Source organism: Streptomyces sp. NBC_00554 (assembly GCF_041431135.1).
Lineage (GTDB): Bacteria > Actinomycetota > Actinomycetes > Streptomycetales > Streptomycetaceae > Streptomyces.
The window spans coordinates 4,673,727-4,686,255 of record NZ_CP107799.1 but is presented as its reverse complement, the minus strand read 5'-3'; the positions used below and the strand labels follow the sequence as shown (position 1 = coordinate 4,686,255).

At 70.1% G+C, this 12,529-nt stretch carries 11 protein-coding genes; 7 read left to right on the top strand and 4 right to left on the bottom strand.

Going from position 1 to position 12,529, the window contains the following annotated elements; all coding sequences use genetic code 11:
* Positions 1-10 precede the first annotated feature (10 nt).
* From OG266_RS20450 to OG266_RS20440, 3 genes are all read left to right on the top strand, one after another.
* The gene (locus OG266_RS20450) at positions 11-1,819 is read left to right on the top strand and encodes a bifunctional UDP-sugar hydrolase/5'-nucleotidase (RefSeq protein ID WP_371547658.1); all 1,809 of its coding nucleotides are present in this window, start codon (positions 11-13) and stop codon (positions 1,817-1,819) included.
* 181 nt (positions 1,820-2,000) lie between these two features.
* Positions 2,001-2,804, top strand: coding sequence for a trans-aconitate 2-methyltransferase (locus tag OG266_RS20445; RefSeq protein WP_371547656.1), 804 nt, complete (start codon positions 2,001-2,003; stop codon positions 2,802-2,804).
* A complete protein-coding gene (locus tag OG266_RS20440; RefSeq protein WP_371547653.1) occupies positions 2,801-4,138 on the top strand; it encodes a salicylate synthase in 1,338 nt (445 codons plus the stop codon). The genes OG266_RS20445 and OG266_RS20440 overlap by 4 nt, the downstream gene beginning before the upstream one ends.
* On the opposite strand, the gene OG266_RS20435 is transcribed toward OG266_RS20440, so the two are convergent.
* Positions 4,125-5,279 carry an acyltransferase family protein gene (locus OG266_RS20435; RefSeq protein WP_371547651.1) on the bottom strand — a complete coding sequence of 385 codons (1,155 nt, stop codon included), beginning with the start codon at positions 5,277-5,279 and terminating at the stop codon, positions 4,125-4,127. The two genes, OG266_RS20440 and OG266_RS20435, sit on opposite strands and share 14 nt — an antisense overlap.
* 312 nt (positions 5,280-5,591) lie before the next feature.
* Between OG266_RS20435 and OG266_RS20430 the strand changes: the two genes are divergently transcribed.
* Positions 5,592-5,882, top strand: coding sequence for a hypothetical protein (locus tag OG266_RS20430; RefSeq protein WP_329546369.1), 291 nt, complete (start codon positions 5,592-5,594; stop codon positions 5,880-5,882).
* Positions 5,883-5,955: 73 nt separating this feature from the next.
* Here the strand turns inward: OG266_RS20430 and OG266_RS20425 are convergent, their stop codons facing one another.
* From OG266_RS20425 to OG266_RS20415, 3 genes are all read right to left on the bottom strand, one after another.
* Positions 5,956-6,606, bottom strand: coding sequence for a hypothetical protein (locus tag OG266_RS20425; RefSeq protein ID WP_266457466.1), 651 nt, complete (start codon positions 6,604-6,606; stop codon positions 5,956-5,958).
* Positions 6,607-6,746: 140 nt separating this feature from the next.
* On the bottom strand, positions 6,747-7,460 hold the full coding sequence (locus tag OG266_RS20420; RefSeq protein ID WP_371547648.1) for a GntR family transcriptional regulator: 714 nt from the start codon (positions 7,458-7,460) through the stop codon (positions 6,747-6,749).
* A gap of 298 nt (positions 7,461-7,758) precedes the next feature.
* Positions 7,759-9,114 carry an aspartate aminotransferase family protein gene (locus OG266_RS20415; protein WP_371547645.1) on the bottom strand — a complete coding sequence of 452 codons (1,356 nt, stop codon included), beginning with the start codon at positions 9,112-9,114 and terminating at the stop codon, positions 7,759-7,761.
* Between the two features lie 180 nt (positions 9,115-9,294).
* Between OG266_RS20415 and OG266_RS20410 the strand changes: the two genes are divergently transcribed.
* The 3 genes from OG266_RS20410 (at position 9,295) to OG266_RS20400 (ending at position 12,495) form a co-directional block, all read left to right on the top strand.
* Positions 9,295-9,912 carry a type 1 glutamine amidotransferase family protein gene (locus OG266_RS20410; RefSeq protein ID WP_371547644.1) on the top strand — a complete coding sequence of 206 codons (618 nt, stop codon included), beginning with the start codon at positions 9,295-9,297 and terminating at the stop codon, positions 9,910-9,912.
* Positions 9,909-10,400: a MarR family winged helix-turn-helix transcriptional regulator gene (locus OG266_RS20405; RefSeq protein WP_371547640.1), complete on the top strand. Its 492-nt coding sequence runs from the start codon at positions 9,909-9,911 to the stop codon at positions 10,398-10,400. Before OG266_RS20410 ends, OG266_RS20405 begins: the two co-directional genes overlap by 4 nt.
* Before the next feature lie 79 nt (positions 10,401-10,479).
* Complete coding sequence (locus OG266_RS20400; RefSeq protein ID WP_371547637.1) at positions 10,480-12,495, top strand: serine/threonine-protein kinase; 2,016 nt, start codon at positions 10,480-10,482, stop codon at positions 12,493-12,495.
* Positions 12,496-12,529 lie beyond the last annotated feature (34 nt).

The window sequence follows — 12,529 nt, the reverse complement described above, 5'->3', positions numbered from 1 at the left end:
GGAGCCCCGAATGCCCGTCAACCCCCTGAACCGCCGGGAGTTCATGCAGAAGTCGGCCGTCACCGGAGCGGCCGTGGCCGTCGCGGGGTCGGTCGCCGCGGCCCCCGCGCAGGCCGCGGACCGGCATCCGGGGAAGAAGCCGCGCACCTGGTCGTTCTCCATCCTCGGCACCACCGACCTGCACAGCCACGTCTTCGACTGGGACTACTACACGGACGCGGCGTACAAGGACAGCAAGGGCAACTCCGTGGGTGTCGCCCGGGTGGCCACGCTCGTCAAGCAGCAGCGCGCCGCGAAGGGCGAGGACCACGTGCTGCTCGTCGACGCGGGCGACATCATCCAGGGCACCTCGCTGGCGTACTACTACGCGCGCGTGGACCCCATCACGGGTCCGGACGCCCCGAAGCACCCGATGGCGATCGCCATGAACGCCATGCGCTACGACGCCGCCGCCCTCGGCAACCACGAGTTCAACTACGGCATAGACGTCCTGCGCAAGTTCGAGAAGCAGTGCCGTTTCCCGCTGCTCGGCGCCAACGCGCTGGACGCGAAGACCCTCCGGCCGGCCTTCGCCCCGTACACGGTGAAGCACATCCGGGTGCCGGGCGCCGCCGACATCAAGGTGGGCATCCTCGGCCTCACCAACCCCGGAATCGCCCTGTGGGACAAGGACAACGTCTCCGGGAAGATGGAGTTCACGGGCCTGGTCGAGCAGGCGAAGAAGTACGTGCCCCGGCTCCGTGCGCTCGGCTGCGACGTCGTCTTCCTCACCGACCACTCGGGCCTGGACGGCAGTTCGTCGTACGGCAGTGAACTCCCGTACGTCGAGAACGCGTCGAACCTCGTCGCCGAGCAGGTCCCCGGCATCGACGCGATCCTCGTCGGCCACACCCACACCGAGGTCTCGTCCTACACGGTCACCAACACCGAGACCGGCAAGGACGTGATCCTCTCCGAGCCGTACTGCTACGGAATGCGCCTGACCGTCTTCGACTTCGAGCTCGAACTCGCCCACGGCCAGTGGAAGGTCACCAGCACCAAGGCGCAGACGCTCAACAGCAACACGGTCGAGGAGGACGAGGAGATCACCGAACTCCTCAAGGCGGACCACGACTTGGTCGTGAAGTACGTCAACACCCCGGTGGGCACGTGTACCGAGGACCTCTCCGCCGCCGAGGCCTGCTGGAAGGACGTCCCCGTCATGGACTTCATCCACGAGGTCCAGATGGCGGCCGTCGCGACCGGCCTCTCCACCGCCGACGCGGCCCTCCCGCTCATCTCCGTCGCCGCCCCCTTCAGCCGCACCGCCGACATCCCGAAGGGCGACGTCACCATCCGCGACGTCGCCGGGCTCTACATCTACGACAACACCCTCTACGGCAAGAAGCTCACGGGCGCCCAGCTCAAGGACTACCTGGAGTACGCGGCGAAGTACTACGCAAAGGTGCCGTCCGGCACGACGGTGGACACCTCCACCCTCACCAACGCCAACAGCTTCTGGGACTACATGTACGACACGGCGGCGGGCGTCTCGTACGACATCGACATCGCCCAGGCCGAGGGCTCCCGCATCAAGAACCTGACCTACAAGGGCACTTCGGTCACCGACGACCAGGTCTTCGTCGTGGCCGTCAACAACTACCGGGCCAACGGCGGCAGCGGTTACCCGCACATCGCCGCCGCCGACATCGCGTACAGCTCCACCAACGAGATCCGCCAGCTGATGATCGACTACGTGACGTCGAAGGGCTCACTGGACCCGGCCGACTTCGCGGCCACCAACTGGAAGCTGACGCAGGACGGGACGGCGGTCTTCTAGCTCACTCCGCGAAGGTGTACGTCCGCACGCCGGGCGTACACCTTCGTGCGGCCGACCACTCCCATTGCGCTCTGTAGTCGACTCGTCTCCAACTGTGATGCTTCGGAGGGTTTCTGTCACGCATGCAGAAACGTTCGGAGCCATACGGAGACGTGTGCAGACGTGTGGAGAGGTTCGGGACATGTCCTATCTGTTCGACAACGCCGCAGATCAGACGCCGGATCGTTTCTCGGTGCTGGAGGCGCGCTACGACTCCTTCTCCAAGGAGCAGCTGAACCTGACCGGCCTGGACCCCGGCTGGAGATGTCTGGAGGTCGGCGGTGGTGGCGGATCCCTGGGCAACTGGCTGGGGGAGCGCGTCGCGCCGGGCGGGGAGGTCACGGTCACCGACATCGAGCCGCGGTGGGCGAAGACGCGCCCGCGGCCGGCGAACGTACGGCTGGTGCGGCACGACATCACCCGGGATCCGGCACCCGGCGACGGCTACGACCTCGTGCACGCCCGGCTGGTCCTGCTGCATCTGCCCGAACGGCTGCGCGTGCTGGACCGGTTGGTGCGGATGCTGCGGCCGGGCGGCTGGCTGGTCCTCGAGGAGTTCGACTGCGGGTGGACGCCTGTTCTCGCCGCGCCCGACGAGGGGGCGACCGCCCTGTTCGAGCGGGTGCACGCCGCCCTCATGGGCCTGCTGGAGCAGGCGGGCGCGGAGCCGCTGTGGGGCCGCCGGGTGCTGGGGACCATGATGCGCGCGGGGCTCCACGACGTGACGGCGGCGACGTACGCCGAGGCGTGGCAGGGCGGCGGCGAGGGGATCGGTCTGCACCGCGCCAATGTCGTCCAAGTGGCCGCGCGCCTGCGGGAGTCCGGGTTCGGGGAACACGACCTGAAGCGGTTCTCGGCCCTGCTCGACGACCCCGCGTTCGTCGTCAACTCGTACCCGATGATCAGCGAGCGGGGCCGCCGTCCCCGGCAGGAGGCCGGGCGATGAGCCGCCTGCGGTACCGGGAGGCACGACTCCCCCTGGACGAGAACCCCTTGTCCCTGATGGCACGGCTGGTCCGCAGCGGGCTGTTCGACCAGTACGTGGTCTACGAGAACGGTTCCTCGTGGTCCTTCGCCGGCGGCGCCCTCGCGTCCGTCCGGCTCGGCCGCGAGGCCAAGGACCTGCGAGACATGGGAGATCTTCAAGACCTGCGAGGCGTCGAGGACCGGCTCGCCGCCGTGCCGGTGAAGGACTGGCGGGCCTATGGCTGGGCCACCTTCGAACTGGCCACCGCGCTGGCGGGCGCCGCCGTGGACGCCGGGGGCGATCTGCTGCACCTGGTGATTCCCGCGGGTGAGGTGCGTGCCGAGGGCGACACCGTGCTGGTGCGGGCCGTGGACGTCGAGCAGTACGACCGCTTGGTCGCCCTCGTCGGCGCGAGCGTTCCCGCCGACGGCGACACGGGCGGCGCCGCCGGTGGCGACGAGCGGATCAGCCTCGCCCTGGACGACCACGGCAACTACCGGGCCGCCGTCGCCGCGGCCCTGGTGGAACTCCGCGCGGGCGGGCCACTGGAGAAAGTGATCCTCTCCCGGCAGGTGCCCGTCCTGGTGCCGGTGGATCTGACGGCCACGTACGTCGCCGGGCGGCGCGGCAACACCCCCGCACGGTCCTTCCTCCTGGACCTCGGCGGGATCCGGGCGGCCGGCTTCAGCCCGGAGACCGTGGTCGAGGTCTCCGGCGGCCGCCGGGTGACCACCCGCCCGCTGGCCGGCACCCGGGCCCGTACGGGATCGTCCGCCCAGATCGCCCGTCTGCGCGCCGAACTGCTCAGCGACCCGAAGGAGATCTACGAACACGCCATCTCGGTCAAGCTGGCCTGCGAGGAGCTGGCCGCCGTCTGCGAGGACACGCAGGTCACCGAGTACATGATCGTCCAGGACCGCGGCACCGTCCAGCACCTCGCCTCCGCGGTCACCGGTCTCCTCCGGGAGGGGCAGTCCCCCTGGCAGGCCTTCGCCGCCCTCTTCCCCGCCGTCACCGCCACCGGCATCCCCAAGGCCCCCGCCTACCCCGTCATCCGCGCCCTCGAAGGCCGGCCACGGGGCCTGTACGCCGGTGCCGTACTCACCTGCGATGCCACCGGCACCCTCGACGCCGCGCTCGTCCTGCGCAGCATCTTCCAGCAGGACGAGCGCTGTTGGCTCCAGGCCGGGGCGGGGATCGTCCAGCAGTCCCAGCCCGAACGCGAGCACGAGGAAACCTGCGAGAAGCTGCGCAGCATCGCCGACCATCTGGTGCCGACGGTTCCGCGTCAGGTTCCGCCTACGTCCTCGTGACCTGCTGCTCGGCGGCAACGCGTTGAGCCGGAACGGCTGTCAGCGCCGCGGACGTCTCCGAGTGCGGTGACCGCTGACGGGGCGGTTCGGGAGCGAACAGCCAGCCGATGGGCGGCCGGGTCAGTGGCTGGACCAGTCGGCGGACCGGGGGAGAGCCGAGCACCATCGCCAGGAGGATCGCGCACAGCACCAGGCCGACGATCTCGACCCGGGTGTTCACCCGCGAGATCCAGTCCTGCTCCCGGACCGGCAGAATGATCAGCGGATGCAGCAGATAGATGGTGAAGCCGCCGGCGCCCAGCGTGGATATCAGCGGCAGTCGCCGTCGGGGCATCAGCCGCAGCAGGCAGAGGACGAGGGCCGCGGCCGTGGCCAGCACCACCAGCCGGATGACCCAGGCCCATTCCAGGCTCAGCGGATCGGCGGCGGTGTAATGGTGGCGCATCGACAGCCAGTTGCCCTTGATGTCCCCGTGCCACAGCCACGCCGCGACAAAGGAGGCAAGGATTCCGGCGACCGCTACGGGCGCGCTCCAGCGGCTGGTGAACCAGGTGTTCAGATGGCCCTGGCCGATTCGCCAGCCGAGGTAGAACAGCGGCATGTAGACGAGGGTCCGGCTCGCGGAGAAGGGCAGCCCGAACTCGTCGATGTACCCCACGGCCAGGGCGATGCCCGTGGTGATGAGCAGCGGGTGACGCAGCTGAACCACCAGCGGCAGCAGCAGCCGCCAGAAGAAGAGGGACATCAGGAACCAGAGGGTCCACGGCAGTTGGGTGATGTGCAGAACGAACTTGGCCCCCAGCCAGTAGTTCTCCAGCGAGAACAGCAGACTGCACACCAGCGCGGGTACCACGATGCTCTGCATGAGGGAGCGCAGATTGCGGGATCCGAGTGGACCCGCGCTGCTGAACACGCCGGCCAGCATGACGAAGGCCGGCACCCGGAATGCCCAACTGGCGATGTTGAAGGCGTGCAGCACCTCCACCCGGCTCATGATGCTGCCCACGGAGTGCAGGATCACGATCAGCGCGGCGGAGGTGAACCGGGCGTTGTCCCACCACGGATCCCGGCCGCGTGCGGTCCGCTCTGCGCCGGCCCCAGCGGCGTCGGTGGCGGGTCTTGGGAGTGGTGGCTTGGACATCGTGATGGCATGCTCCTGACAGCGGCTCGCCGGTCAGGAATTCGCCGTGCTGATGATCGGACCGGGTGGCTGTGAGCATACTGTGAACGCCGCTGCGAATGGCACCGGTTGTCGAGGGTCGGGTCGCCTGGGACCCGCCGATCCTGGCCAGTCATTTCCGCCCGACGGCCGCCTCGCACGCACCCTGCTGCCGCGCTCCCCGCTCCAGTTGCAGGAGTGGGCGTACCTCGCATATCGGGCATAGGCTGAAAATGCAATCGCGCGCGCCGCGAGTGCAAGCGCACGTGCGTCGACCAGAAGAAGGTGAGTGCGATGCGCGTCCTGCTCAGGGCAACACTGGACACGGAGAAGTCGAACGAAGCGATCCGCAGCGGCAAGATGCCGGAGCTGATCAAGGAGATCTTGGACCACCTCAAGCCGGAGGCGGCGTACTTCGCGCCCTTGGACGGCCGCCGAACCTGCCTCCTGGTCTTCGACATGAAGGACAGCTCCGACCTGCCTCCCGTCGGCGAGCCGTTCCTCACCCAGTTCAACGCCGAGGTCGAGGTCTGCCCGATCATGAACGCCGAGGATCTCGCGAAGGGCCTGTCTCAGCTGCGCTGACTGCCGGCGGAGGTGTGGTGCGGGCCGGGCCGCAATGCAGCCCGGCCCGCACAGCCTCAGTTGAGGGCGATCATCAGCTGAAGACGATCATCGAGCCCTGTGCCAGGCTGCGGGTCGCGGCCGCGTGCAGGCCCAGCCAGACGTGGCGTTCGCGGGCGAAGGGACTGGCGTCGTAGGGGGCCGGGGCTGCCGGTTCCTCCAGGTCCGTGGGGGCCATGGGGGGCTGGGGCGTGGCCGGCGGGTTGGCCGGGTCGATGCCGATCGACTGGGCGACGAACTCGAGTTCGCGCAGGAGGGTCTGGGAGGAGCCCAGGGGGCCGCCGCCCGCGAGGAGTTCGTCGTTGGCGAGCGGGTGCGGGAAGTCGACGGGAACGTACGCGCCCGCGTGGTCGTAGTGCCAGACCAGGTGCGACTGCTGGGCGTTCGTCTCGAACATCTCCAGCAACTGCTCGTAGTCACCGCCGAGTTCGTCCACCGGCGTCACCGCGAGGCCGCACATCTGAAGGAGGTACGCGCGGCGCAGGAAGTGCAGCGCGTCGTAGTCGAACCCCGCGACAGGGGCCACGTCGCCGGACAGGCCCGGCATGTACGCGTACACGGGGACCGGCGGGAGGCCGGCTGCGGCCAGCGTCTTGTCGTAGAGCGCGAGTTCCTCGGCGAAGGGATTGTCGGGGGTGTGGCACAACACGTCGACGAGCGGGACCAGCCACAGGTCACAGGCCAACAGACGGCTCCTCTAGCTCCTTGGTGTGCACGATGGTCAGGGAAGCGTAGTGCGCGCGGCGGTCCTGGTCAGGTCCCGGTGCACAACTCCGGTTCTCCACCGATCGCCCGAAGCGCCCGACCTCAAACGTACGGGCGCCCTCAAACCCCGGGCGAGCCCGAACCCGAGGCCAGGCGCTCGATCAGCGCGAGCGAGTGCGCGTTGTACGCCGTCACGATCGCGTGGGCCTCGACCGCGTCGCGGCGGGCGAGGGCGTCCACCAGTTCCGTGTGGGCCGACCACAGGTCGCCCTTGAGGTCGGCGACCTGGCGCAGGTGCTGGACCGCGCAGGCCCAGGACTGGATGCGCAGGCGGTGCAGGAAGTCGGCGAGGTAGGGGTTGCCGAAGAGGCCGCTCAGCTCGCGCCAGAAGCGGAGGTCGTAGCCGATGAGGATGTTCAGCTCGCCGGCGGCGGCGGCGCGCTGGGCCTCCTCGCCGCGGCGGCGTACGCCTGCGAGGGCGGCGGTGGTGCGGGGGTCCTGGGGCTTCTTCAGGACGTCTTCGGTGATCGAGCGGAAGATGCCGTCGGTGACGAGGCTCCGCGCCTCGATCATGCCTCGGTAGTCGGCGGCGGAGTACTCCCGTACGCGGAAGCCGCGGTGCTGGTCCGCCTCCAGGAGGCCCTGCGCCGAGAGGTCGACCAGGGCCTCTCGGACCGGGGTCGCGGAGACGCCGTACTGCTCGGCGATCTCCTTCACCGTGAACTCCTGGCCCGGCTGGAGGCGGCCGGCCAGCACCTCGTCGCGGAGCGCGTCCGCGATCTGCTGGCGCAGGGTGCTGCGGGTTACGGCGCCAGTGCCGCCGGTGCCGGGCATGGTGTCGGGCTCCCCTTGTCGCGTATGTCTAGGAGCCAGTCACCTTACGCCGTGGGGGGCGGGGGGAGGGTTTTTCGCCCCCTCCGCCCCTACCCGTCCCTTGCTTCCTGGGGGCTCCGCCCCCAGACCCCCGTATCGCGCTGACGCGCTCGTCCTCAAACGCCGGACGGGCTAGAAACCTCTCTCCCCGGCCGGGGAATATTCAGCCCCTCCGGCGTTTGAGGAGCGGGGGTTTGGGGGCGGAGCCCCCAAGGGACGGGAATGGGTAGGGGCGGAGGGGGCGATAAACCCCACACCCTCAGACCACGTACTCGTCCGCCACACCCAGCGCCTCGTCCAGTACCGCGAGCCCCTCCTTGGCCTCACCCTCGGTGACGTTGCACGGTGGCACGACGTGCGTGCGGTTCATGTTGATGAAGGGCCACAGCCCACCCGCCTTGGCGGCGGCACCGAACGCGGCCATGGCGGCGTTGTCCGCCCCGGCGGCGTTGTACGGCACCAGCGGCTCCCGGGTCTCCCGGTTCTTCACCAGCTCAAGGGCCCAGAACACCCCCGTACCCCGCACCTCACCGATACTCGGATGCCGCGAGGCAAGCTCGTGCAGCCCGGGCCCGATGACGGTCGACCCGATCAGCGCGGCCTGGTCGACGATCCCCTCCTCCTCCATCACGTTGATCGTGGCGACGGCGGCGGCGCAGGCCAGCGGATGCCCGGAGTACGTCAGCCCCCCGGGATACGGCCGCCGGGCGAAGGTCTCCGCGATGGCCCCGGAGATCGCGACACCGCCCAGCGGCACATATCCGGAGTTCACCCCCTTCGCGAAGGTCATCAGGTCCGGAGTCACGTCGTAGTGATCGGCGGCGAACCACTTCCCCGTACGCCCGAACCCGGCCATGACCTCATCCAGGATGAAGATGATCTCGTACCGGTCGCAGAGCGCACGCACCCCGGCGAGGTAGCCGGGCGGCGGCGTCATGATCCCCGCCGTACCCGGAATCGTCTCCAGGATCAGGGCCGCGATCGTGCCGGGACCTTCGAAGACGATCGTGTCCTCGAGGTGCTGGAGCGCCCGCTCCGACTCCTGCTGCTCGCTCTCCGAGTGGAAGGGCGAGCGGTAGAGGAAGGGCGCCCAGAAGTGGACGACACCCGCCGCACCGCTGTCGTTCGGCCAGCGCCGCGGGTCACCGGTCAGGTTGATCGCGGCGGAGGTGGCCCCGTGGTACGAGCGGTACGCGGAGAGGACCTTCGGGCGGCCGGTGTGCAGCTTGGCCATCCGGGTCGCGTTCTCGACGGCCTCCGCGCCACCGTTGGTGAAGAAGATCTTGTCCAGGTCGCCCGGCGTCCGCTCGGCGATCAGCCGCGCGGCCTCCGAACGCGCCTCGACGGCGAAGGCGGGCGCGAACGTGGACAGGGTTGCGGCCTGCTCCTGGATCGCGGCGACGACCTTCGGGTGCTGGTACCCGATGTTGGTGAAGACGAGCCCACTGGTGAAGTCCAGATACCGCTTGCCTTCGTAGTCCCAGAAGTACGACCCCTCCGCGCCGGCGACGGCGAGCGGGTCGATGAGCTCCTGCGCGGACCAGGAGTGGAACACGTGCGCACGGTCCGCTGCCTTCACGGCGGCGCCGACCTGGGGATTGGGCTGAGGGGTCATGCGCCGAAGCGTAAATGTCCACGAGGTGGACGCGATATCGGCGTCTTGTCTGTGGTCGGAGGCTTTCCGCGACAGTCTGTCGGGCTTCACGGGGGGATCCCTAGGCGCCGCTCGACAACAGTCATTGACAGCATGCTGTCGAAGTGACAGCATGCTTACATGTCCGGTCAAGGAGGAGCGATGAACCACAGCACGCCCGAGCCCAAGCCCGTACACCTCGCCGTCTACGACACCTTCGCCGACTGGGAGACGGGTCACACCACCGCCTACCTCGCCCGCGCAGGCCGCGAGATCCGTACCGTCGGCCCCACCCGGGAGCCGGTGAAAACAGTCGGCGGCGTCCGCATCCAGCCCGACCTAGCCCTCGACGAGCTCCGCCCCGAGGACAGCTCGCTGCTGATCCTCACCGGCGCGGACCTGTGGGACACCGGCGACGACCTGGCCCCCTTCGCCCGCAAGGCCCGCGCGTTCCTCGACGCGGGCGTCCCCGTCGCGGCGATCTGCGGAGGCACCGCGGGGCTCGCCCGCGAAGGCCTGCTCGACGACCGCGCGCACACCAGCGCCGTGTCCTTCTATCTCGCCGCCACCGGCTACAAGGGCGGCGAACGGTACGTCGATGCGGACGCCGTCACCGACGGCAACCTGGTCACCGCGGGCCCCACCGAACCCGTCGCCTTCGCCCGCGAGGTCTTCGGGCTCCTCGGTGTGTACGAGGGTGAGGTCCTGGACGCCTGGTACCGGCTGTTCCACGACTCCGACCCCGAGGCCTACGCCGTACTGGAAAAGGCCGGACAGTGAGCCGAGCACATCAGGACCTGCTGAGCCGCAGCGCCCTCGGCGTCTTCCGGCTCAACGGCCAGTTCCTGTCCGTGGCCGAGGAGTTGGCCCGCCCCTCCGGACTCACCGCGGCCTGGTGGCAGGTGCTCGGCGCGGTGCTTCCCGAGCCGCTGCCCGTCTCCGGGATCGCCCGCGCGATGGGCATCACACGCCAGAGCGTGCAGCGCATCGCCGACCTGCTGGTGGAGAAGGGGCTGGCCGAGTACCTCCCCAACCCCGCCCACCGCCGGGCCAAACTCCTCACCCCGACCCAGGACGGCCGCGCCGCCATCGCCAGGATCGACCCCGGCCACGCGGATCTGGCGGACCGGCTGGCGCAGTCCCTCGGGGCGGACGAATTCGCCGAGACCGTACGGGTGTTGGAACGCCTGTCGACAGCGCTCGACGCGATCATGACAGAGAGTGCGGAGGGTGTCACGGAATCGGCACACCCTGTTACGGAACCGTAGACACCGCCCCGCCCCGCCTCCCCGTAAGGCCGCACTATCCTCGGGCTGTTGCACACGTACGGGGAGGGTGGGCGCAGCCATGGAGAAGCTGGGACCGGGGGATCCGCAGCGGATCGGCGCGTATCGGCTGCTGGCGCGGCTCGGTGCCGGGGGGATGGGGCATGTGTATCTCGCCCGGTCCGACCGGGGGCGGACGGTCGCGGTCAAGCTGGTGCGCCAGGAGCTCGCCGAGCAGGAGGAGTTCCGGGCGCGGTTCCGGCAGGAGGTGCTGGCCGCGCGACGGGTCGGCGGGTACTGGACGGCGCCCGTCCTCGACGCGGACACCGAGGCCGAGATCCCCTGGCTGGCCACCGGCTATGTCGCGGGACCGAGCCTGCAGGCCGTCGTGGGCCGCGAGCACGGGGCACTCCCCGAGCGGTCGGTGCGCATCCTCGCCGCCGGGCTCGCCTACGCCCTGCGGGACATCCACGCCGCGGGGCTGATCCACCGGGACCTCAAGCCCTCGAACGTCCTCGTCACCATCGACGGCCCCCGCGTCATCGACTTCGGGATCGCGCGCGCCCTGGAGACGGTGACCGACGGCGGCCTCACGCGCACCGGCGCGCTGGTCGGCTCGCCCGGATTCATGGCCCCCGAGCAGGTCCGCGGTGACCGCATCACGCCCGCGTGCGACGTGTTCTGCCTGGGCTCGGTTCTCGCGTACGCCGCCACGGGCGCCCTTCCGTTCGGCGCGGCCAACTCCGGTGTGCACGCGATGATGTTCCGCATCGCGCAGGAGGAACCCGACCTGGACGGGATGCCGGAGGGCCTCGCCGACCTCGTACGCGCCTGCCTGCGCAAGGACCCCGCCGCCCGGCTCACCCTCGACCAGATCCTGGAGCGGACCGGCGCGGAGGACACCGTCTCGGACGGGCGGACGCGCGACCCCTGGCTGCCGAGTGCGCTGGTGGCCCAACTCGGGCGGCACGCCGTGCAGTTGCTGGACACGGAGAACCCGGACGAGGGGCCGGGGTCGGGGTCGGGAGCCCCGACGACACGGCTGGCCCGCGTCCCGGCCGCCCTGGACCCGGCTCCGGCTCCGGTTCCGGCCCCGGACCTCTCCAAGCCGCCCTCCGCCCCGAACCCGTCCAAGCCGCCGTACGCGCCCCCGCCGGAGCCCGCCGCTCCTCCCCAGGCGTCCCCGGAACACGCGTCCGCCCCTTCCGAGGAAGGCTCCACCCCGCCTCCACCGGGACAGCCCGCTCCGCCCGCTCCCGTGAACCACCTCCCCACGATGATCGCGGGCGCGAGCCAGACGCCGCCGCCCCCCGCCGCCCCGCACCCCGCGTACGGCTATCCCCAGCAGCACCCGCAACCTCCCGGGCAGCCTGCTCAGTCCGCGTACGGCTATCCGCAGCCGCCGGTCGGCTGGGACGGCCAGCAGTCCTCTCCGTACGGTGCGACACCCCCGTACGGGCCAACACCCCCGTACGGCCCCGGAGTCGGCCCCTACCCCCCGCAGCCCGAACCCCCGCGCGGAAGCAGCCGCTCCACCGCCGCCCTCATCGGCGTGGCCCTTATCGTCGCGCTCGGCGCCGGCGGCTCGGTCTACGCGCTGATGAGCGGCGACAGCAGCGACGGGAACGACGACGCGAAGTCGTCCTCGGCCTCCAGCGCGCCCGTGACACCCGGCCCGACCACACCCGAGCCGTCCGCCCCCACCGCGACCGATTCGCCCACGACGCAGGCACCCGAGGGCGGTGTGGTCCCGGAGGCGTACCTCGGCGTCTGGAGTGCCGCCATCGACAACGACACGGGCCACAACACCCGCCAACTGGTCATCCAGCAGGGCGAGGTGGGTGACACGGTCCTCGCGCTCACCGCGGACGGCCCGGCCGGCAGCGGCACGTACCACTGTGTCTTCCAGGCCACTCTGACCGGGACCCCGGCGGCGGACGGACCGCTGGAGATCGGCCCCTCCGAGGTCACCGTCGGTGAACCGGCCTCCTCCTGCTCCCCGGGCGCCGCCTCCGAGGTCACCCTCCTCCCGGACGGCACCCTGCGCCGCGTGAACACCCAGTCGGGCGAGTCACTGACGTACACGAAGAGCGGCTGACCTACACGAAGGGCATCTGCCTGAACAGCTGCTG

Bases quoted from the DNA above. Each gene is read 5' to 3' on its own strand.
- OG266_RS20435 (WP_371547651.1), bottom strand. From the start codon at position 5,279: ATGTCCAAGCCACCACTCCCAAGACCCGCCACCGACGCCGCTGGGGCC.
- OG266_RS20440 (WP_371547653.1), top strand. From the start codon at position 2,801: ATGAGCCGCCTGCGGTACCGGGAGGCACGACTCCCCCTGGACGAGAAC.
- OG266_RS20450 (WP_371547658.1), top strand. From the start codon at position 11: ATGCCCGTCAACCCCCTGAACCGCCGGGAGTTCATGCAGAAGTCGGCC.
- OG266_RS20445 (WP_371547656.1), top strand. From the start codon at position 2,001: ATGTCCTATCTGTTCGACAACGCCGCAGATCAGACGCCGGATCGTTTC.
- OG266_RS20420 (WP_371547648.1), bottom strand. From the start codon at position 7,460: ATGCCCGGCACCGGCGGCACTGGCGCCGTAACCCGCAGCACCCTGCGC.
- OG266_RS20430 (WP_329546369.1), top strand. From the start codon at position 5,592: ATGCGCGTCCTGCTCAGGGCAACACTGGACACGGAGAAGTCGAACGAA.
- OG266_RS20410 (WP_371547644.1), top strand. From the start codon at position 9,295: ATGAACCACAGCACGCCCGAGCCCAAGCCCGTACACCTCGCCGTCTAC.
- OG266_RS20400 (WP_371547637.1), top strand. From the start codon at position 10,480: ATGGAGAAGCTGGGACCGGGGGATCCGCAGCGGATCGGCGCGTATCGG.
- OG266_RS20415 (WP_371547645.1), bottom strand. From the start codon at position 9,114: ATGACCCCTCAGCCCAATCCCCAGGTCGGCGCCGCCGTGAAGGCAGCG.